Consider the following 21,086-nt stretch of genomic DNA (forward strand, 5'->3'; position numbering starts at 1 on the left):
GGCCAACCAACAAAGAAACCATTTAATTGATCTTCCGTTACGGAGCTAGAGGTCGTTAAATAGATCATAGTATCCTCCAAATTTTGTTTTAGATCATAAAAAAATTCGAATAACCTTATACAATAGATTCAGAACGCAAATAATGATAAAGCTTATTATCAACTGCATGCTCAAATTGCATATTCATCGTAACCACTGGTAATAGCTTTTCGTTTTTGTCAGTCATCTTTTCCTCACTAACACTATTTATATCTGGTTTGGCTTCACCTAAATAGTAAAAATCGCTTCCTTCTCCATTATCCTTTTTCACAAAAAAGTGAATCTCTGTATTGTTCTTTACAGCATTAATAATTTTGTTTACCTCTTGTGAATGAATTGTACGATTACTTCGCGAATACCATTTAAATAGATTTTGATCTACGAATTCATCTCCATAGGCTACACTAGATTCCACTTCATCGTGTTTATGATAAGTAACAAAAATTGGGCAGGTCTGATGCTTTACCTTATATCCATACATCGTTGATGATTCATCTTGATCCCAGTTCAATAATTTACAAGCATCTTTTCTTGAGTACTTTTGGAATAATGTAAGTTTTTCTTGGCATTTATATATATGACTCTTTTCCAATCCGCTATTTACAATATCTATCATCAACTGCTTAAAAAAGCTATTTTCAAGTAAACTTTTACAAATCTCCTCATTAAATTTGATGGTCTCATTCTCCATTGTAATTAATGGAATTGATCCATATTTCTTGGTATTCCCGCTAGTAAAGAATGATAGATTTAATACGCGATAGACAGATTTCAAAGTTTCATCATCAGTACGACATTTATTTTGTAATAAGATTTTTTCGTAATTATCTTTTGTTAAATTTCCGTTTTGGATTAGAGCCTGAACTAGTAAAATTTCATGCTTTCTCTTCCCATTTAATACTTCTTGCGACAACATTGTCAGTACTTGATTATCATAGTTATTAATTTGTGGAATTTCTTGCTTTATTTTTTTAAGAAAAGCAAAATAATTTTCATGTTCTGAAGTTATTGCGACAGGGTCCAAGGAATTATTAATAATAAAATCGTACAAATATGGAACTCTACCAATTCTGTTTTTCAAATTTTCAAATGCCTCTTTAAGTACAACAAGATTAGTGAGTTTTGTATTATTAATCGATTTATATATATGCTCCCTAGCTATCCCTTCGAAAATCACTGTAGAAACACCTTTAATATAGCTTGTGTCTTTTAGTTTTCTTCTAATGTTATCTTTATTTTGTGATTGATCCCCTGATAGAGCTACTGGAATAAGGTAATTGTTTTTATAGTTTCCTATAAAATCAATTATTGAAACATAATCTTTAGAATTATGCTTTCGCAATCCACGACCAAGTTGTTGAATAAATATAATGCTTGATTGAGTTTGTCTTAGCATGACTACTTGATTAACACTAGGAATATCAATTCCTTCATTGAAAATATCTACAGTAAGAATATAATCAAGTTCACCTTCTTCAAGTTGCTCCACTCTTTTGATTCGTTCTTCCTGAGTGTCATCTCCTGTTAAAGCAACCGTTTTATACCCTTTTTCATTTAATCGTTTAGACAGTTCTTTTGCCTCTTCTTTTCTACTACAGAACATCAATCCTCGAACCTTGCTTCCAGAATATCCGTAGTATTCAATTTTATCGATAATATGGGTTACTCGTTCTTCAGTTACCAATTTGGAAAATTGCGCAGTATCATCAATTAGGACTCCATCTATCTCTAAGTCTGTCACTCCAAAATAATGAAACGGACAAAGCATGTCTTCCTCCAAAGCTTTTTGAAGTCTGATTTCATAAGCAATATTAAAATCAAAAAGCTCATAGATATTAAATGAGTCTGTCCTCTCAGGAGTTGCTGTCATTCCCATTAAAAATTTCGGCTTAAAGTAATTAATCACTTTTCGATAGGAATCTGCACCTGCTTTATGAACTTCGTCAATTAGTATGTAGTCGAATTCTTCAGGTTTAAACTGGGATAAAGTATTATCTTTTGATAATGATTGAATAGTTGCAAATAAATACTTAGCATTGTTTTCTCTTATAGTTCCCGACAAAATTCCGTATTCGTCGTCATACCCACCAAGTATTGTCTTGAAATCAGATTTTGCTTTTTGTAAAATCTGTTCTCTGTGTACAATAAAGAGCATTTTTTTAGGAGCATATCGTCTGACATCAAATGCTGATAAATAAGTCTTTCCTGTTCCGGTTGCTGAAATAATTAAACCTTTATCCTTTTCATTTCTAAGAATCTCAATATTTTGTAATGCTTCTACCTGCATCTTATTAGGTGTTATCTGAAGTGCTTTTTCAATGTTATTCGTTTTGTACTCTTCAAAACCTTCAATTACTTTTTCCATCTTTGTCTTTTCAGCTGTTTCAACGTAAATTTTTTCGTATTCATTTATCCATTGAAGTGATAGTTCATTTGATTTCTCCCAGACATCTTCAAATTGGTTTTTAAAATGATGAATAATTTCACCATTCTCATGGGTAGTAAGCTTAATATTCCATTCATAATTTACTTTTAATGCATGACTCGTCAAATTCGAACTCCCCACAATAAGTGAATAGTATGTTTGGTGTTGAAAAATATAACCCTTTGAATGAAAGCCTTTAATATCAGTTAAGCGAACTTCTACATTCTCAATCTTCAAAAGTTCTTTAAATACTTTTGGTTGATTAAATTGTAAGAACGTCGATGTTAATATACGTCCTTTAATACCTTTTAATTTCAAATCATGAAAATGTGCTTTTAATGTTGCAAGTCCGCTTTCAGTAATAAAAGCAACAGAGAACAAAAACCTTTCACAGTGTTCGAGTTCATCTAGTAAAGTTGATAATACATTTTCATTTTCTGAAGTATTGTTTACTAGCAACTGTGGTTTGTAGGAACCTGGCGTAATAAAATTTTGATTAATAAATCCTTTTTGTAATGAATCCTCTAAATTCCTAAGAAAGTTACCCATTCTCCCACTCACTTTTCTCTATGTGTTTTGTAAGTCTTTAATTCTTATTACCGCTGGAATATCTGCCGGTGCCCATTTAAGATCTATTAGTTTATCACTAGTTACCCATCTCAATTCTGCATGTTCTGTTGCTTTCATTTCACCAGACTTAATCGACGCAAAATAAGAAGTGAGCTGAATTGTAAAGTTCTCATATTCAAAGTATGTGTCTTCTACATTTTCTCCAACTTCAATTTCGATATTAAGCTCTTCTTGGATTTCTCTGATTAAAGCAATTTCATGACTTTCTCCTTTTTCGATCTTCCCACCTGGAAATTCCCATAAGTTCGGAAGCGCCATAGCAGGGGAACGGAGCGCGCATAATATTTCCTTGTGTTCATTATGTATTACTGCTGCCACAACATTTATATGCTTCTTCATTAGCTGATCTCCTTTAATGATTACTTATTAAAAAATTTTATTAATTGGGATTCGCTAGGCATTTGAATCCAAAACTTAAGATCTCTATCTCCCATATTAATTACATGAGGATTACCTGCTTCGACTACTTTGAACTTCCAATGCGGTCTCAGCTTGGTCGTGTTTGGCATTGTTTCTCGCAACATCATTTTCTTTTGAAATGGTTGGAGTTTCGCCATCACATACTTTTCTTTGAATCTTACAAGTAAATAACCCTCATGAACTTTTGGGTTATAGGATTCCATGATTGGTTCACCAATATCAAACCAATTATACTGATTTTGTACTGAAGGTGATATGACAAAGAGATCACCCTTTCGAAAAACTGTAGTGTTTTTTTCTTGACGTAATCCCAATTCTTTTATCAAAAATGCCAAATTCACTTTGGACGATTCATGTGCAATAGACAAGTGCATCTACCTTCTCTCATATTCTGGTATTTTTAGTATAACGGATCTATTTTGTAAGATCCTTATTAGATTAAATATTCTCATAAATGAATCTCCCTTTTACGAGGAATGACTACCTATGATGACAAAAAATCGAACCATTTCTGCTACTCGGATAGCCAATAAGATTAGAAGTCTTGTGCACAATAATTGCACAAGACTTCTATTTATATCCAATAAATACACAAAATACATTCTTAGCCAAATATATCTTAGCTGTTAGGTTATAATTGTCTTATTAAATTTAAACTAATCCATCCGGAGGGTAAGCATGTCATTTATCAGAAGAATAGTTAACAAAATAATGGATACCGAGGACCTCAAGAGTCCTATCATCTTACAAAATCGTACTGAAGAATCAATACTAATAAAAGAATTAGAATTACTTAAAAGCTCATCTGATCAAAATTTAGATCGTAGTCTTATAGAAGAACATTTAAAACTTGCTCAGATTGGTTTATCGGGAGAAAAGAATGTCATGTATGAACTAAAACATTCGTTTATTCCGATGATCATTCTTCATGATGTTGAAATAAGTATTGATGACTACCATGCTCAATATGATTTTATTATTCTTACACACCAGTTTATTTTTGTTTTGGAAGTTAAGAAGTTTGTCGGAAACATCATCGTTTCTGATGGTGGAGATTTTACACGTGTTGTGAAAAAGGGTACCCGTACGGTCTTTAGAGAAGGTGTTTATAGCCCCTTAAGACAAGCAAAAAGGCAAAGAGATATTTTAAATAAGTACTTGAGAGAACACAATTTAATTAATAAGACTGAAATTATTAGTGGTGTGACATTTGCGAATGAACGAAATGAAATTGATTTGACTAATGCACCTGAAGAAGTGAAATCAATGATCTGCAAAATCGATGGGCTTGTGTCTTTATTGGAAAAAGAACAAAGAAAATTACCAGACCGCAATGTATTACCCGCTTACTTATTCAAAACGGCATATTTTATTCTAAATAACCAAACTCGTAAACCCTTTAGTAAACAACGATATTTGATTAAAACCGAGATTAATTCTAATATCAACACTAGTACCAATACCACTCCTACTCCTACTGCACTTATTAAAAAAACGGTTGGTAGTAATGAACTTATCGAACAAAAGCTGAGAGAGTTCAGAAAAAAACATGCGAAAGAAAAAGGATATAAAGCTTTTCACATATTTAGTGACGCCACTTTAAATGAACTCTTACTAACTAAACCTGTTAACAAGGCAGAATTAATTAGAATAAAAGGAATCGGGAATCAGAAAGTAAACGATTTTGGGGATGAACTTTTAAATATTATTAACCTCAAGTATTAGTAGGTTCATGTTGAGGTCAGTCGTCAGCTAGTAACGTATGAGTTAGAGGATGTTCGTGAAGAAATGCATATAGTAATAGGGCTGTCTAATAAGTTTCTAATGTGAAATAAGTGCAGATTATATACACCTACATTCGAATATTATTGTAAACAGTTATTGTCCTGTTTTGCACATGATGAACTTAAGGTTGATTGAAGTGGAAGGCGGCGACTCCAGCGGGAATAGCATGAGCTGAAGACCCCGCAGACGAGCTTGCTCGTTGAGGAGACTGAGGCCATGCCCGCGGAAAGCGTCCGACTGGAACGGAAATCCACCTCTACTAAATAGAAAAAAGGAACTGCTCTTAGTCATATTTTATGACTTTTAGAACAGTTCCTTTTTATTTTCACTAAACGTTAAGCTATAACAAAAACACCGACAAGTTCATCAAGTGGTAGTTGGTGGATGCCGTATGGGTCTTCGTAGCGAAGGTATTGGTTGTTGGCTTCTTTGATAATGCCGCGATGATAGTGGAGCTTGCCACTTTTCCATGAAGTTAGGCGTGTTTCCATTTCGCTAATGAGTGCGCGTTCGATTTCTTCTTGCATCGTATCGTAATCGAATTCGTCGAGTTCTGGTTTTTTTACCTTGTCGTAATCTTCTTGCCATTTACGGAGTTCAGCCACATGCTCTGGCAACATCATGGCCGTCCACTTAATCTTGCCGCGATCTTTAAGATCACCATCCACTTTTAGACCACGATTGATTTTCATGAAATTACGTCCTCCCTTTCTCTTCGAATAACTGGCACGGCTGCTAGGACATTGTCAAAGTAAAAAGTGCGCTTGGCTTGTTTAGTAAAACAATACGCTTGAAACGTGTCATGGTAGGCTTTAATAACTTTCACACGACGTTTGGTGATGTTCCCGTCCTTTGCAAGATAGACGATTTCCAAAGTATCTTGCCGCTTCATCCCTTTTACAATGGTGTCTTTCATATACGCCGCCTCCTTTTTATTCATTATATGCGAACACCTGTTCTTTTATCAATAAAAATATTATGGCAATGGATGGGATATATTATTCATCCTCTTTTCATTTTTTATGAAAATAAAAAAACAGCTCAAATGGAATGAGCCGTTTCAAGTGTTATTCATCAGAACTACCTATTCAATTGCCTCTGTTATTTTTTAGATTTCGAACCTCTTCTTCTAAATCCCTTATTCGTCTTTCATTATCACTGTTAGGTTTCGACTTTTTTGCAACCGACACAATGATGCCAATAATGACTGCTACTAATACCAAGTAAAAAATAATCGGTGATAATCCAATTAGAGTTTCCATTATAATTCGCTCCTTTTCCTTATTTTACCTAATTATTAGACATTGGAAAGAAAAATTAAAAATTAATTCTAATTCCGATATTAAAAAATCCCCTGATAGTATTTAATGTAAAACACAAAAAAACAGCTCCTATGAAATGAGCCGTTTCAAGTATTTTTCAGCAGAACCATTTATTCAAATGTCTCTGTTACTTTTAAGAATACGATTCTCTTCTTCTAATTCACGTATTCGTCTTTCTGAATCACTATCGGATCTCGACTTTTTTGAAACAAACTTGACAATGCCAATAATAACTACTGCTAATATGATAAAAAAAATAATTGATAAAAATGCCAATAGATAAGTCATTCAGACTCCCCCTTTTCCTTATTTTACCTAATTATTAGAAATAGGAAAGGAAAATTTAAAAGCTAATTCTAATTTCGCTATTAAGAAATCCCCTGATAGTATTTATTTAATGTAAAACACAAAAAAACAGCTCCAAAGAAATGAGCCGTTTCAGGTTTATTACCAGAACATCTATTTATCTAGTTCTGAATCAACTTTTTGATTTCGATTTATTTGAAACGAAGATAATCGTGATAACGATGACTGCTACTAATACCGTAAAAAAAGCAGCACCTGCTAATAAAAATAAACTATTCATAATAAACTCCCACTTTTCTTATTTTTTGAATCTGTTAAACGTTACTCTTGTTTATCGTACATTTGCGCTAGTCGCAAATCCACTCTTTTGTTTATTCTTTATTATCAAAAACATACTTTCAACTAGCCAAAATAAAAAAGCAAGATGAGGCCGAAATTGTATCTTCGGCCGAACATTTAACTAAAGTAACCATCTATTCTCTGGTTATCTAAACAAAAATTATTGTATGTTTTCAGGTTGCAAGGGAGCGAAGGATGCACACCCGCCGCAGGATGATCTACAAAAAGAGGGTTTGGCGAAGTGACGCAGTCACAAGCCCATCCTCTTTATTCCCTAGATTATGGTGCAGCAGGTAAAGCGTCCGAAGCAGACTGGAAACCTGTCACAATCCATACTCCCTAATCTTCCTGAATAACATGATGGAGACAAATTTGAATTTAATGCAAAATACCCCGACACTTGAAGCTGACGGGGTATTTTTCTTTTATTTATTACATTAGTTTTCTGTATTAAAAAATTGAATGAGCTGGTTTTTACTTGGGTTTTGAATGGGATACCTTAGGTCACTATCCCCCATGCTGATGATGTATGGGCTCGTCGCTTCAATTACTTTAAACTTCCAATGTGGTGGAAGTTTAGTTGACGTGGATTTTGTATCTGGTATCATCATTTTTTTATCGAATGATTTTAGTTTGGCCATCAAAAATTCTTCTTTAAAGCGGACCAATAAATAGCCTTCTTGATCTTCTGACTCAAATAACTCCATCGTACTTTCTCCAACTTCAAATAAATGATTCTTATTTTGTACAGACGGCGAAATAATAAAAAACTTTCCTTTTCGAAAAACTTTTGTATTTCTTTCTTGTTGTAAACCAAGATCATGAACTAAAAAATCTAAATTTACTTTTGACGATTCACGAGCAGTAGTCATAAAAATCACTCCTTAAATTTTTCATCTCATCCTGTAATTATATCTCAACTAATTCGTTATTTCTGAATTTGTTCTAATTATCTCACAAATTACACAATTAATGAATGCCAGACGTTATCCTGATGAAAATCTTTTCTATTTTCACTAAATAAAGAACGTGAAAAACGACCGAAATTGTATCTTCGGTCGTTGCCTTTATCGAACATAAGGTGGCGATTGTTTCTTTACCCAAAAGGGGTTGGGGTTTAAAAGCTTACTCGCCTACATAGAACAATTTAAATAAAATCTCTCTTTGAGGCACTTGCAAGCGTTCGAACTTCTCTAGAAAGGCCGCTTTGTCGTATGTTGCATGGTGGATTGTGACTTCCGCTTCTGCTACAGATAAATCAATGATGCCGTACGGGGCAGTGTCGCCTTTTGATACGCCGAGTGCACCTGGGTTAAGGTAGGTCTTACCCTTTGCATGGAATAGGTGTTCCGGATGATGGTGACCAAAACAGATGATATCCGCTTGATAGTCACCAAACATAAGCTCTATGTTTTCGACGGTCGCTTCTAAAATGGTGTGAAAAGGTTCGTCTTGAATGTGGGCTTGTCGTTTAGTTTCTTCTATATGATAGTGAATCCCGAGAATTCGAGTACCATGTAGATTTTCCTCAAGAATGCGAGGCAATGCTCTTAATTTGGCAACATGTTCCGGATGAAGATGACTGGCTATCCATTCGTGGTGCTCGCGTGTGTGTTTGTAGCTGTCAGGATGCCCTTCTCCTGCAATGAGTGACAGGATGGCTTCGTCGTGGTTGCCGGTAATCATCTGTACATCTTTGCGTGCAAATAGGATGTCGAGGACTTCGTTTGAGTCAGGGCCCATCGCAATCATGTCTCCAAGGCACCAGATTTGTTTGATATCCGCTTGTTGATCGATTTCTTGTAAGACCGCTTTTAGGGCAGCTGCATTGCCGTGAATGTCGGTGATAATGGCTAGTTTCATATATGTCAGTCCTTTGGTTGGTTTTATATGGTTATCTTACCTCTTTTTTCGCTTGATGTTGTGTAAGTTATGCTTTTCTGCACAGTTTTTTCATATTTTTCGTGTACAATTGGGGCAGTTAGTAGAGGACGGTGTAAAGAATGAATCGCATTTCGATAAAGTTGGCTGCGTATTTTTTGGTGGCTGTGTTGATCCTAGAAGGATTGCTGATGGTTTATTTGCATCGTACGATTGTTCATTCGCAAGAAGAAGCACAGTTTACGCAGTTGCTTGAGCGTGGAGCCAATCATCGAGATGTATTGGAGGATTTCTATTCTGAAGAAACGTTGATGCATATCGAACTAATGGAGTCGAATCTAGAACGACAAGTCGCGATTTTGGATGCCAATCGTCAGTGGTTTGCAGGTACGGATGCTTCGAGAAGTTTAATGAATCAATTTCAGCATCAAGTGACAACTGCACCAGCGCGAGACTCTGTTGTGGTCGATGATTGGGAACAGGAAAATTATATTGTGACGCTTCATCCATTTGAATCGACTACTGGAGAACAAGGCTATGTGGTCATGTTTGAATCCACTACGTCTTTACATACGTTAATGAGCAAGTTAAATACACATTTCGGTATTGCAGGTGTAGCGAGTTTATTGATTTTATTCATTTTGTACGTATTGTTATCGCGCATTATTACGCGTCCCCTTGTTCGCATGAAAGAAGCGACCGAACGATTAAGCACAGGTGATTTCCGTGTGAAATTAATGCACAAGAGTCGAGATGAGCTCGGTGACTTATCGACGTCGATTCAAAAGTTGGCTGATGATCTCGAACATACTCAAAAAGAGCGTATGGAGTTTCTCGCAGCCATCTCCCATGAATTACGCACGCCACTGACCTATCTATCTGGCTATTCTTCCGTCTTAAAACGTGAGGACTTATCCGCTCAAGAACGTCAGCGCTATGTGTCAATTTTAGAGGAAGAATCTGCTCGTTTAACTGAATTAGTGAAAAATTTGTTTGACCTGGCGCAGATGGATGAAACCAGCTTTACCATTTCAAAAGAAAGTGTTCAAGCCGCTCCCTTCTTCTCAAGTGTGTTACAACGGATAAAACATTCTTTCGAATTAGAAGACAAATATTTGGAGCTGTCGGTTCGCGAAGATTTCGAGATGATAGTAGACCCTGTTCGTGTCGAACAAATTGTCATGAACTTACTGGATAATGCACGGAAGTATTCCCCGGTTCAATCGACCACACACTTGGATGTCTATGTCCAGGATGGGCATACGGTCATTCGCATCGAAGATGAAGGCATCGGTATCCATCCTCGTAATCATGAAATGATTTTTGAGAAACTCATTCGTGTTGAAAAGTCGCGTTCTCGTGAATATGGTGGCGCGGGTCTTGGACTGGCCATCGTCAAAGAGTTGGTCGAGGCTCATGGCGGACGTATTGAAGTGATTAGTGATGTAGGTAAGGGTAGTATTTTTACTGTTATTTTGTAAGTTCTAGCTCGACTCTTTTGAATGGGGAAATGGTGTCTTTCTCAGGAAGAATGGTGTACTTCTCCAAGCGAATGGACAGAAACGTTACGCGAGTGGACGACAACTCAAGTTGAACGGACGATAAAGCCCAGTGAGTGGACGACAAGCCAAGTTGAACGGACGACAAAGCCCAGTGAGTGGACGAAAACCAATCTTTACGTCCAAAGGTATCTTTTAAGAAACGAGGTGAGTGTATGACCACAATTTTGTGTATCGATGACGAAAAACGCATGTTGGAATTACTCGAACTATTTATAACGCCGCATGGCTACCGTTGCCTGACAAGTGATGATGGTCAAAAAGGGTTGCAACTTTTGTCTGTGCATGACGTCGATTTGGTCATACTAGATGTGATGATGCCTTTTATGAATGGCTGGCAAGTGTGCGAAGCGATTCGTCAAAAATCAAATGTCCCTATCATTATGCTGACGGCGCGGTCTGATAAAAGTGACGTGGTTAAAGGCTTACAAGCAGGTGCCGATGACTATATTGTCAAACCGTTCGACGAACAAGAACTGGTGGCTCGAGTGAACGCTGTATTAAGACGTTCGTCAGCTGCCGTCGATTCATCTATCATAGTGCGGGATGGTTTTATTTTGGACTTAACGGCTTATACGATCCAACTGAATGGTCAAACGCTTTCGCTTACATTAAAAGAATTTCAGTTATTGGAGACCTTTATGACTCATCCGACTCGTACATATACACGGGACCAATTGCTCGCAGTCGTGTGGCCGGACCGCTCCAGTACAGATTCACGTACCGTTGATTCACATATTCGTAATTTGCGTGACAAACTTAAAACAGCCGGTTTCCCAACGTCCGACTATATCGTGACGGTTTGGGGCATCGGCTATAAATGGAAGTGAGTGAACAATATGAAGAAATGGATGATTATGATGGGGCTACTAAGTCTGACGCTAGCAGCCTGTTCATCAAATGACAAAGAAAAAACAGTAGATGAAACTACTCAAGACGCTCCCGCCGCGTCTTCAGAAGGTTTTTACCAAGAAGTTGCAACGGACGCTAGCATTGACCATATTCATGGACTCGGCTACCCAAGTTCTGGAGATGCGTTAATGGTTGCCTCCCATCACGGTCCCCTTCTCTATGAAGAAGGAACATGGAAAGAAACCACAGGAGAAAAGCATGATTATATGGGTTTTCAAGCTGTAGCTGATGGCTTTGTTTCAAGCGGTCATCCAGAACCTGGGTCAGATTATGAAAACCCGCTTGGACTACTAAAAAGTACAGATGCCGGTGAAACATTTAAACAATATGCGTTTGAAGGCGAAATCGACTTTCATTATTTAGCGGCTAGCTACCAAACAGACCGCATCTATGTTTTCAATGAAATGCCTACCGACAATTTAGAAAATGGCTTTTTTTATACAGACGATTATGGTCAAAAGTGGACAACCATGGACATGAAAGGCTTTGAAGCCGAAATGATGTCCAATATGGCGGCACATCCAGAGACACCTGAGACTGTCGCGATTGGCACAGAGCGAGGGTTGTATGTATCAACGGATGCAGGTGAAAGCTTTTCACTCCTCAAGGATGACATGTACATCACGTATGTAACATTAAGTAAAGGTCATGCGTACGTAGCGGAGTTAGTTGATGATAAGGTGCAGTTGGTTCAGATTAATCTTTCTTCAAAAGAAGAAAAGACCCTTTCTGTTCCACAACTGGCTAAAGATAATGCCATCACTTATATCGCTACTCACCCTACGAACGACAAAGAAATATCCATTTCAACGCTTCAAAACGATGTGTACCAAACGACTGATGGTGGAGCTACATGGAACCAACTAGCAACGGGTGGTAAATTGACAAAAGAGTAGATGGGTTTTGTGACTTTTACAATGAAGCTGTCTAACAAACCAGATGTGAGAAACGACTACGAAAAATTTTTCCACTTTATTCCCAATTTATGTTTAGTGTGTTTTCTGTAGGGAACGATACCTATAACTACTTAGGAGGAAAGTGAGGAGAAGAAACATGAATTCAACGTACGAAGAATGCATCAAAGCGTGTCAAGAATGTTTGGCCGCGTGTAATGTGTGTTTTGATTCTTGTCTGATGGAAGAAGACGTAAAAATGATGGCCGAGTGTATTCGTCTAGACCGAGAATGTGCAGACGCTTGTAGTTATGCAGTAACTGCCATGACTCGTAACAGTCCTTTTGTCAAAGAGATTTGTGAGCTATGTGCTACGATTTGCGAACGCTGTGCAGATGAATGCGGGTCACACGATCACGACCATTGTAAGCGTTGCGCGGAAGCATGTCGCACATGTGCAGAAGCTTGCCGCAACATGGTTGCTTAATAAACAGCACAACGCCAAACAAGATGACACCTCATCTTGTTTGGCGTTTTATTTTGCAGATTGTCATGCCAGCATTGAGTCAAATCGTGCTACGATAAGTACATCTAAGTTTTGCTAAAGGAGATTTCTATGGCAATCATCGAATCTTATATAGCCATGGTTCCCCTCCCCTTGGCTGTATTGTTAAGTGTGCTAGTGAATATCGTCATTAGTATTGTTGGAGTGATTCCAAGTGCATTTCTGACAGCTATTAATGTCTCTGTTTTTGGTTTTGGGGGTGGGTTTTCAGTTTCTCTTATTGGAGAGATTGTCGGGAGTTTAGTTGCCTTTTGGTTGTATCGAAAAGGATTTCGAAAGTTTATTGAGGATCGTTCGAAACACATACCTGGCATGAAAAAATTGCTCGAAGCTTCTCCTCGAGAGGCTTTTTTGTTAGTGATTGGCTTACGGTTAATGCCATTCGTTCCTTCTGGATTAGTTACGCTCTATGCTGCCGTCAGTAAGATGCGATTTGGATCATTTGCAGTGGCGAGCAGTATCGGCAAAGTTCCAGCGTTATTAATTGAAGTTTCCGCAACGTATGCTGTCGTGAGATGGCTGGGTATTGGACAAATTATTGTCTTCGGGTTGGCAGTTGGAGCGCTTTATATCGTTTGGAAAAAGATGAAACCATCCAGAAATGATTGACTCCACTTCCATATACTAAAGTATCGAAACGTGATAAAAAGGCATTCTTTCTAGCAAAACATAAGTATTGCTTTAACCAGTGTTAAAGCTAATCAAAGAACTCGTCATCATCAATCTTTTTCAGCGAAATACTAGTTTTAGACCTATTTTTAATATAAGCCCATGACGTTACCCCATATGTCAGATGTTTGTTTGCGTATAATACAACATCTTCCTCTGAATGGTGGTGTTAACTATGGGTTACGAAAAAAACAATGGATCTTCTTTCGCTCTATTGGTGGTTCTTTTCATTTTGTTGATTATTGTCGGAGCTGCTTTTCTTTACTAAGTAAAATAATCATAAGGAAGAGAAAACCACTCCCCACGCACGCCGAGAGCGCGAAAAAGCGCTCTCATTTTTTACAAAAGTCACCTGTTGTGTTCGAAGTGGACAAGTTTTTTGCTGAAAGTTTACATACTGATTAGAAGGGAAAATAAAAGGAGAGGTGACCTGATGCCAACATTTAATAGTAATGGAACGACTTTAACATATGAAGAACACGGGACTGGCGAGCCGTTTATTTTGTTGCATGGATTGACTGGTAATCGCCATATGTTTGACAATGAAGTGAACATCTTAAAGAAGTATTTTCGTACAATTGTGCTGGATGCCCGTGGACATGGGGATTCAGAAAAACCGGCTACTTATACATTAGACGACCATATTGGTGACGTACTTCGATTACTGGACCACTTAGAAATCGAAGAAACATATCTACTTGGCGTCTCGATGGGTAGTTATATTGCCCAAGGTGTAGCCATCGCTTCACCAGAGCGTGTGAAGAAGTTGATGTTAGTAGCAACGAAATCACAAGGTAAAACGTCATCAATGGAAGCCTTATTTGCGAAACACGCAGATGAACTTGAAGGATTAGATTTTTCGGAGAAAATCGTCAAAGTATCTCCTTACATTTTTCATGATTTAAAAGCTGTTGGCAAATGGAGTCACCAAGCTGGACAACAGACTCCTCCCTTAACACCTAAAGAGATTTCCGTTGCAAATGAAGCTTTAGAAGGCTTTGATTTTCGAGAATATTTATATCGAATCACTGCTGAAACGCTCGTTATTAGTGGAGATCATGACGGGTTGAACCCACCAGAAGTAGGTCGTGAAACAGCGAAACTGATTCCGAACGCCACGTTTGTTGAATTTAATAAATCTGGACATGCTCCAAATGTTGAACAACCTTTATTGTTTTTGGATTTCATCTTAGAGTTTGTTGATCAAAAATAAAAGAATTGATTTTAGTATCGGCCGTAAAAAAATAACCTCAGCTCGCTATTGGCGGACTAGGGTTATTTCACTTAGGTATGGTTACGTTTTTTCCGAACAAGTTTGAGTAAGTAGTACACTAAAATGGCTCCAACCAAGACGACCCAAATAAGAGTTTCATCTATTTCTTCCGACAAGAGTCCTGCAGGAATTAATGCCAGAGCAAAAAAATAAAGGAAATTCCCAATCGTCGTCGCTAAGACAAACGGCCATATTTTTACCGTGCTGAGTCCCGCCAATATATTGACCAAACTGGTAGGAACTAATGGGAAGATTCTTGCTTGAAAGACGTATGCAAAACCATTGGCATCTATTTTTTCTAGAAGTTCGGGTTTTAATTTTTCAATTAAGCGCTCTTGAAATAAATACCGCACGCAATAGAATACGGCAATTGCCGCAATAATACTTGTGATCCAACTCCATAAGAATCCATTGATGAAACCAAACAACGTAATATTAATACTAATGACCAGTATTAAAGGAAATACCGTAAATGAATTTTGAAGAATCATAATCACTAACATAAACATGACGGCATACAGCATATTATTATCTAAAAAATCTTGAGTTGCCTTAATATCTCGATTTACAAGAAGGGTTATAATTTGGCGATTCAGGATTAAAAAGACGAGCAACAGCAAAAAGCCGCCCCAAATCAACCAGTTTTTATGCGTGATGTTGCTAAAGGCTTCTTTCATTTGTCACCTGCTCGCTTTTTAATCAAGTTTAGGGAAATCGGTTTTTTCATGTTCTAAAATTACTTTTATCATATCATGTTTCTTTCATTTCAACCCTTTTCCAATCTTCACAATGATTCATTACGGTCAAACTACGCAGGAAATGACCTCTAAACCGCTAGTATGTTATGATGAAAAAAATTCTGAAGATGAGGTGTCATAATGAAAGCCTATCAATTTCTTGTCACACTAAAATACGTGGAACCAAAGGTATGGCGTCGGTTTGTCGTGCCCGCCACACTTGATTTTTATGATTTGCATTCAGTGATTCAGACCTCTATTGGTTGGACAAACAGTCACTTGTTTAATTTTATCATTGAAGATTCTATTAACAACAAAACGCTTGAGCTAGTGGCCGATGAAGAATCGGTTACAGAAAATTTCACCTTGGCACAACTATACATGAAAAACCCTCCTGAAGAAGGAAGCTATGAGTTTAGCATGTACCAACGGATGATTAGCAAACAATTATTACTCGCACGAGATGTGGATTTGAATCAAAACATAGATGGATCTCCAGAGTTTCGCTACATGTACGACTTTGGCGACGGCTGGGACCATACAGTGGTATTTGAAAAAGTGGTGGACGATTACGAGTTTGATTATCCTCAAGTATTACAAGGAGAAGGTACTTGTCCTCCTGAAGACGTCGGTGGACCACCGGGTTATGAGGAATTCAAGCGTGTTATAACAGATAAAGAAGATCCAGACCATGCTTATATGAAAAAATGGGCTAAAAGCCAAGGCTATAAAAAATTCAATTTGGCAAAGGTCAATTCAAAATTAAAAGATGAGTGGGATATTATTTGCGATAATAATTCTTCTTTATGATTATTGCTTAGTACCCGTATCTACTTTAAAAAAGTGCATATGTTAAAACATCCTTCCTAAAAAGGTGGTGTTTAGCATGGGTTACGAATGCAATAACGGCAGTTCTACTTTCGTATTGATCGTTGTTCTCTTCATCTTGTTGATTATTGTCGGTGCAAGTTTTCTATAGTAAGTAAATTGATTTGACCTCAAAGTTTACGATGACGCCGACCTTTCTTCCCCATAAGCGTGCGCCATAGCAACAGAAAAACCTGACTCCTACTACGGATGTCAGGTTTTTCTGTTGGGATTGTGTTGTTGGTTTTGCCGGGTTTGTTTTTCTAGAGAGGATAAATTGTCCATCTCCAGGCGAATGGTCGTAAAGTGTTCCAGGGTGGGCGGAAATCACGTTCAAATGAGCGGAAACGACATTCAAATGGGCGGAAACTCCTCCCACTTCCCCTTATGCCACTGTTTCTTTCTCGTAAATGGGTACCCATCCTTCAGTTGTCACGAAAATGCGCACCGCTACGACTTTGCGATCTTCCATTAGTGTAAAGTAATGACGCACGTTTTCAGGAACAGAAATTAAGTCTCCGGGTTGAAGTTCGACGTCGAAAAATTCACCGTCTTCTGATTGGATGACGAAAATACCGTGTCCACTTACAATGAAACGTACTTCGTCATCTTCGTGATGGTGTTCCTGTTGGAAGTTTTTGAGCAGTTGTTCTAAGTTCGGTGTTGCTTCAGAAAGTGAGATTACATCTGCTTGTTGGTAGTTGCGACGCTCGGAAATATCGGCAATCTCGATACCAAATGCAGATAAAATTCGTTGTTTCTCTTCATCTGTTAGGTTGAATTTTTCACGAAGTTCTTCTGGTAGTTTATTAATGTCCCATTTTTCATAAATGACTTCGTTGTTATTTAAAAAATTGATTACTGCTTTTTCTTCTTCTATGCGTTCGTTTGATGCGTGTTTACGAATGAATGCCATAATTAAAAACTCCCCACTACATGTTTGATGGTTGCTACTTTGACTTGATAGGAGAATAAAAATTCCCATGCTTCTAAAATCTTCTTCGCTTCAAAGGCATCTTTTCCCCACACGGTAATTCCATGATTCTGAATAAGAATGGCCCCACTGTCTCCCGTTACATAGCGATCGAATTGTTCAGCTAGTGTTGGAATATGTGCGATATTCGAGATGATCGGAATGCTGACTTTGGCATCTTGTTCCCAGAAACCGAGAGCTTTGATGATTTCATTTCCCGTGAATTCAATATGCGTTTCATTTTTGTACAGTTCTGTAATCACATTGTTATCAATCGTATGCACATGAAGCACGCAACCCGCATTTGTTTTATTATAAATTTTTGCGTGGAGCAACGTTTCAGCGGATGGCTTTGACGTTGTATCCTCTAGCTTTTCACCATTTGAATCGACCAATAAAAAGTCGTGATCCGTAAATTTACGTTTGTCTTTTCCAGAAGCTGTGACTAGGAATGTCACAGGTTCACTCGAAACTTTAATCGATAAATTACCACTCGTACCAAAAAACCAATCGCGATCGGCTAATTCTTTTTTAATAGCTGCCAGATCGCTCCAACGTGAAAAGTAGTTGCTCATGTGTGTACCTCCAATTGCTTTAGAATGTGAATTACATCTGTAAATGTTTCAAACGGCTCAAATGCGATATTGAGTTCTTCGCACTTTTCACTGAGGAAATCGCGCGCAATGACTTGGTCTGCCAGTTTTGCAGCTTGTAGATCGGTAATGGAATCACCGATGACGATTTTATACGTGTTGGCTTCACTCAGTTTGCGAATTATGGATGGTTTACAGCAACCACATCCATTTGAACAAAGTTCATCACATGTATGTGGCCACTCGATTGAAATCGTATCACCTGAGAAATCTGCGACATTGCAATAAATATGTTCTTCAAGAATGTAATCTTTCAACAAAGGTTTGACGAAGAAATCAATACCACCTGATACGATAAAGAGCGGAATCTGTTGCGACTTCGTATACGCAACAAAGTCTTCAAAACCTTCGCGAATTTGTGCCTGGTCGAGGACAAATTGCGTGATTTCATCTTTTTGGTCGGTTGAAAGTAAGTTAAATAGTTGTGTAACACCTTGTTGAATGGAAATTTGTTGACCGAGAATTTGGTCTTTTATCGGCTCCCATTCGGGTGGTGCGAACTTTTTCATGATGGCCATGATGTTGTCTTTTATAGTGATGGTGCCATCAAAATCACAAAAAATAACTGTTTGGCTCATCGGACTTTGTCCCCCCACAATTCAAGTGCTTGGCGAAGTTCTTCGTTTGTTTGTGCAGCGTCTGATAATGTTTTCTTTGAAAGTGTTGCATCCACCGCTTGCCTGAACGCCTTGCCTCCTGCTGCTGAACCTGCTGGGTGCCCGTGCACTCCGCCTCCTGCATTAATCACCGAATCAATTCCAAAATCTTCGATAAGTTGAGGCACCATTCCCGGATGGATTCCCGCGGATGGCACAGGAAGTGTGGATTTCACGTAATCTGGTTTCGTTAGAGATTCCATAATTTTAAGAGTTTCGTTTTTCTCAAGAGCTACACTTCCGTATGGCGACGGAAATAAGGAGAAATCCGCTCCTGCAAAACGTAGTAATTTGCCTAGTGCAAGTTGGTTAGACAGCCCATACTGTGGAGATGGCGTAAATGCCCCCGATACAGCAGGATGGGCCATGATTGGGACAGCAATTTCACTATCTTCAGCTAAACTATGAAGCGTGTCGAGTCCGTATGCATATACATTAAACAACAACATGTCTGCCCCGAGCTCAGTTGCTCGCCTCGCTTTATCTCTCAAGTCAAATGTGCGACCGGTTAAATTGACAGCGTAACGGGTGCGATGTCCAGTTTCTGAATATACTTTTTCAAGCACTTCACGACCTTGCGTAATCCGTTCTTCAAAAGGCGTTAGCTCGTTGTCGAAAAGAATCTCATCGTCTTTCACGAAATCTACACCACCGCGTGCTTGTTGTTCAAGTTGGTGTAGTAAAAATGATAAGTCTTTGCCTAGGATTCCTTTGAAGATACTCATCACAAATGGTCGATCTTGTACACCCGTCCATTTGCGAATCCCTTCAATCCCAAACTTAGGTCCTTTGAAGTGAGTAGCTAGCTCCGCACTAAATTCCAAATCAATTAATTTAATCTCCCCATCAAGCGATAATTTGCCAAAAGCCGTCGTCAAAATGGCTGGCAAGTCGGGACTAAAATTCGCAGCTGGATAAGCAATTTGAATGATTCCTTTCGAGCCATTTGATGAAACTTCATCTAATGATTGGACAGAGACGACGCGACCTTTATGTTTTCTTAATTGTTGTTGTTCAAGCTGAGGCAAGTCAGTCCAAGACCCTACTGTTAAGCCAAGTGCGATGCCTTGTGCTTTTTTTTCTAAATTATCTACGTTATGAACTAAATAACTCGCGATTACTTCACTCAATGTCTTCACCTCTTTTATCCACATAAAAAAACCTCTTCACAAAAAAGAAGAGGTTAGTAGAAACTAACATCCTCTTATCTGTCAGCTATTGCTGCAAGAATTAGCACCGTGCCTACTCGTGTAAGTCGGTTGCCGGGTTTCGTAGGGCTAGTTCCCTCCACCTGCTCTTGATAAGAAAAATGTAGATATGTAATTTTTAAAAATCTAAATCGAATTATTGCATCTATTTCCAATAATGTCAACACTATTATTTAACAAATCTGAATTTATTCAATTGACTGATAGTTAGAAAGAAGAGTAGGGTAAAGATGAATGTAAATACAAATTCTGGAGGTTTTTTCGTTGAGATTACAAGATAAAGTGGCGATTGTTACTGGTGTGGCCAGTGGGATTGGCGAATTTACTGTACGTGAAATGCTCAAGCAAGGTGCCAAAGTAGTCATCGCTGATTTTAATGATGCTGGTGGTCAAAAACTTGCCGATGAACTGGGGGAAAACGTTTCATTTATCCATGTAGATGTTTCAAATAAGGAACAAGTTGAAGCAATGGTGAAACACGCAGTCGATACGTTTGGCAAAGTGGATATTTTATTTAGCAACGCTGGTATCGGGTCCATCGGTTCTACACATGAGTTAACGTTGGAAGAATGGAATAAAACAATTTCTATCAACTTATCTGGCGTATTCTTATGTGCAAAATATGCATTAAAAGAAATGGTTAAACAAGGCAGCGGCAGCATCGTCAACTGCGCATCGATACTAGGTCACGTTGGACAAGCAGCGACCGCTTCTTATACCGCAGCAAAAGGGGGCGTAGTAAACATGACACGCGCACTTGCCCTGGAGTATGCTTCACAAGGTATTCGTGTAAACGCCGTATGTCCTGGTTATATCAAGACTCCACTACTTGATCAATTAGACGACGAGATGATGCAACACTTAGTATCACTGCATCCACTTGGACGTTTGGGTGAGTCCCATGAAGTGGCAAACGCCGTGGTTTTCCTTGCTTCAGATGAAGCAAGTTTCGTGACCGGCGCAAACTTATTGGT

General features: G+C 38.1%; 26 protein-coding genes and 1 riboswitch. Of the genes, 11 read left to right on the plus strand and 15 right to left on the minus strand.

The window, feature by feature from the left end; all coding sequences use genetic code 11:
* Positions 1–115: 115 nt before the first annotated feature.
* From WBG45_RS12395 to WBG45_RS12405, 3 genes are read right to left on the minus strand one after another with little or no spacing between them, the layout of a single operon-like run.
* Positions 116–3,013 carry a DUF3427 domain-containing protein gene (locus WBG45_RS12395; RefSeq protein WP_424414991.1) on the minus strand — a complete coding sequence of 966 codons (2,898 nt, stop codon included), beginning with the start codon at positions 3,011–3,013 and terminating at the stop codon, positions 116–118.
* Between the two features lie 18 nt (positions 3,014–3,031).
* On the minus strand, positions 3,032–3,433 hold the full coding sequence (locus WBG45_RS12400) for a (deoxy)nucleoside triphosphate pyrophosphohydrolase (RefSeq protein ID WP_424414993.1): 402 nt from the start codon (positions 3,431–3,433) through the stop codon (positions 3,032–3,034).
* A gap of 20 nt (positions 3,434–3,453) precedes the next feature.
* Entirely contained in the window at positions 3,454–3,888 is a 435-nt protein-coding gene (locus tag WBG45_RS12405) for a hypothetical protein (RefSeq protein WP_424414994.1), read from the minus strand.
* 304 nt (positions 3,889–4,192) lie between these two features.
* Here WBG45_RS12405 and WBG45_RS12410 point away from each other — a divergent pair, with 304 nt between their 5' ends.
* A complete protein-coding gene (locus WBG45_RS12410; RefSeq protein WP_424414996.1) occupies positions 4,193–5,239 on the plus strand; it encodes an NERD domain-containing protein in 1,047 nt (348 codons plus the stop codon).
* Positions 5,240–5,634: 395 nt separating this feature from the next.
* Here the strand turns inward: WBG45_RS12410 and WBG45_RS12415 are convergent, their stop codons facing one another.
* From WBG45_RS12415 to WBG45_RS12440, 6 genes are all read right to left on the minus strand, one after another.
* Positions 5,635–5,991, minus strand: a complete 357-nt coding sequence (locus WBG45_RS12415; RefSeq protein WP_424414998.1) for a YolD-like family protein — start codon at positions 5,989–5,991, stop codon at positions 5,635–5,637.
* A complete protein-coding gene (locus WBG45_RS12420) occupies positions 5,988–6,215 on the minus strand; it encodes a transcriptional regulator (RefSeq protein WP_424414999.1) in 228 nt (75 codons plus the stop codon). The genes WBG45_RS12415 and WBG45_RS12420 overlap by 4 nt, the downstream gene beginning before the upstream one ends.
* Before the next feature lie 172 nt (positions 6,216–6,387).
* Positions 6,388–6,561 carry a hypothetical protein gene (locus tag WBG45_RS12425; protein WP_424415000.1) on the minus strand — a complete coding sequence of 58 codons (174 nt, stop codon included), beginning with the start codon at positions 6,559–6,561 and terminating at the stop codon, positions 6,388–6,390.
* A gap of 174 nt (positions 6,562–6,735) precedes the next feature.
* Positions 6,736–6,909, minus strand: a complete 174-nt coding sequence (locus tag WBG45_RS12430) for a hypothetical protein (RefSeq protein WP_424415002.1) — start codon at positions 6,907–6,909, stop codon at positions 6,736–6,738.
* A 794-nt stretch (positions 6,910–7,703) separates the two neighbouring features.
* A complete protein-coding gene (locus tag WBG45_RS12435; RefSeq protein WP_424415003.1) occupies positions 7,704–8,138 on the minus strand; it encodes a hypothetical protein in 435 nt (144 codons plus the stop codon).
* 253 nt (positions 8,139–8,391) lie between these two features.
* On the minus strand, positions 8,392–9,129 hold the full coding sequence (locus WBG45_RS12440) for a metallophosphoesterase family protein (RefSeq protein WP_424415005.1): 738 nt from the start codon (positions 9,127–9,129) through the stop codon (positions 8,392–8,394).
* A 140-nt stretch (positions 9,130–9,269) separates the two neighbouring features.
* On the opposite strand from WBG45_RS12440, the gene WBG45_RS12445 reads away from it, so the two are divergent.
* On the plus strand, positions 9,270–10,628 hold the full coding sequence (locus WBG45_RS12445) for a HAMP domain-containing sensor histidine kinase (RefSeq protein WP_424415006.1): 1,359 nt from the start codon (positions 9,270–9,272) through the stop codon (positions 10,626–10,628).
* Here the strand turns inward: WBG45_RS12445 and WBG45_RS12450 are convergent.
* Positions 10,618–10,869 carry a hypothetical protein gene (locus WBG45_RS12450; RefSeq protein WP_424415008.1) on the minus strand — a complete coding sequence of 84 codons (252 nt, stop codon included), beginning with the start codon at positions 10,867–10,869 and terminating at the stop codon, positions 10,618–10,620. The genes WBG45_RS12445 and WBG45_RS12450 overlap by 11 nt on opposite strands.
* Between WBG45_RS12450 and WBG45_RS12455 the strand changes: the two genes are divergently transcribed.
* From WBG45_RS12455 to WBG45_RS12480, 6 genes are all read left to right on the plus strand, one after another.
* Entirely contained in the window at positions 10,862–11,536 is a 675-nt protein-coding gene (locus WBG45_RS12455; protein WP_424415010.1) for a response regulator transcription factor, read from the plus strand. The two genes, WBG45_RS12450 and WBG45_RS12455, sit on opposite strands and share 8 nt — an antisense overlap.
* A gap of 9 nt (positions 11,537–11,545) precedes the next feature.
* Positions 11,546–12,514: a F510_1955 family glycosylhydrolase gene (locus WBG45_RS12460; RefSeq protein WP_424415012.1), complete on the plus strand. Its 969-nt coding sequence runs from the start codon at positions 11,546–11,548 to the stop codon at positions 12,512–12,514.
* 157 nt (positions 12,515–12,671) lie between these two features.
* A complete protein-coding gene (locus WBG45_RS12465; protein WP_424415013.1) occupies positions 12,672–12,998 on the plus strand; it encodes a four-helix bundle copper-binding protein in 327 nt (108 codons plus the stop codon).
* Between the two features lie 129 nt (positions 12,999–13,127).
* The gene (locus WBG45_RS12470) at positions 13,128–13,685 is read left to right on the plus strand and encodes a TVP38/TMEM64 family protein (protein ID WP_424415014.1); all 558 of its coding nucleotides are present in this window, start codon (positions 13,128–13,130) and stop codon (positions 13,683–13,685) included.
* A 235-nt stretch (positions 13,686–13,920) separates the two neighbouring features.
* Positions 13,921–14,013: a YjcZ family sporulation protein gene (locus WBG45_RS12475; RefSeq protein ID WP_377732962.1), complete on the plus strand. Its 93-nt coding sequence runs from the start codon at positions 13,921–13,923 to the stop codon at positions 14,011–14,013.
* A 165-nt stretch (positions 14,014–14,178) separates the two neighbouring features.
* The gene (locus tag WBG45_RS12480) at positions 14,179–14,958 is read left to right on the plus strand and encodes an alpha/beta fold hydrolase (protein ID WP_424415017.1); all 780 of its coding nucleotides are present in this window, start codon (positions 14,179–14,181) and stop codon (positions 14,956–14,958) included.
* 71 nt (positions 14,959–15,029) lie between these two features.
* Here the strand turns inward: WBG45_RS12480 and WBG45_RS12485 are convergent, their stop codons facing one another.
* Positions 15,030–15,695 carry a TVP38/TMEM64 family protein gene (locus WBG45_RS12485; RefSeq protein ID WP_424415019.1) on the minus strand — a complete coding sequence of 222 codons (666 nt, stop codon included), beginning with the start codon at positions 15,693–15,695 and terminating at the stop codon, positions 15,030–15,032.
* Between the two features lie 201 nt (positions 15,696–15,896).
* Between WBG45_RS12485 and WBG45_RS12490 the strand changes: the two genes are divergently transcribed.
* A complete protein-coding gene (locus tag WBG45_RS12490; RefSeq protein ID WP_424415021.1) occupies positions 15,897–16,565 on the plus strand; it encodes a plasmid pRiA4b ORF-3 family protein in 669 nt (222 codons plus the stop codon).
* Between the two features lie 76 nt (positions 16,566–16,641).
* Entirely contained in the window at positions 16,642–16,734 is a 93-nt protein-coding gene (locus tag WBG45_RS12495) for a YjcZ family sporulation protein (protein ID WP_424415023.1), read from the plus strand.
* Between the two features lie 273 nt (positions 16,735–17,007).
* On the opposite strand, the gene WBG45_RS12500 is transcribed toward WBG45_RS12495, so the two are convergent.
* The 4 genes from WBG45_RS12500 to WBG45_RS12515 are packed head-to-tail and all read right to left on the minus strand — an operon-like array spanning position 17,008 to position 20,034.
* Positions 17,008–17,538 (minus strand): cupin domain-containing protein, encoded by a 531-nt coding sequence (locus WBG45_RS12500; RefSeq protein WP_424415025.1) that lies wholly within the window; start codon positions 17,536–17,538, stop codon positions 17,008–17,010.
* Between the two features lie 2 nt (positions 17,539–17,540).
* Complete coding sequence (locus WBG45_RS12505) at positions 17,541–18,170, minus strand: methylthioribulose 1-phosphate dehydratase (RefSeq protein ID WP_424415027.1); 630 nt, start codon at positions 18,168–18,170, stop codon at positions 17,541–17,543.
* A complete protein-coding gene (locus WBG45_RS12510) occupies positions 18,167–18,826 on the minus strand; it encodes a 2-hydroxy-3-keto-5-methylthiopentenyl-1-phosphate phosphatase (protein ID WP_424415028.1) in 660 nt (219 codons plus the stop codon). Before WBG45_RS12510 ends, WBG45_RS12505 begins: the two co-directional genes overlap by 4 nt.
* On the minus strand, positions 18,823–20,034 hold the full coding sequence (locus tag WBG45_RS12515) for a 2,3-diketo-5-methylthiopentyl-1-phosphate enolase (RefSeq protein ID WP_424415031.1): 1,212 nt from the start codon (positions 20,032–20,034) through the stop codon (positions 18,823–18,825). The genes WBG45_RS12510 and WBG45_RS12515 overlap by 4 nt, the downstream gene beginning before the upstream one ends.
* Positions 20,035–20,105: 71 nt before the next feature.
* A riboswitch (SAM riboswitch) is annotated at positions 20,106–20,211 on the minus strand.
* Positions 20,212–20,376: 165 nt separating this feature from the next.
* Here WBG45_RS12515 and WBG45_RS12520 point away from each other — a divergent pair.
* On the plus strand, positions 20,377–21,086 hold a 710-nt coding region (locus tag WBG45_RS12520), incomplete at its 3' end, for an SDR family NAD(P)-dependent oxidoreductase (protein ID WP_424415030.1).

Origin of the sequence: Paenisporosarcina sp., assembly GCF_049671445.1 — a bacterium.
In the GTDB taxonomy this organism is placed as follows: domain Bacteria; phylum Bacillota; class Bacilli; order Bacillales_A; family Planococcaceae; genus Paenisporosarcina.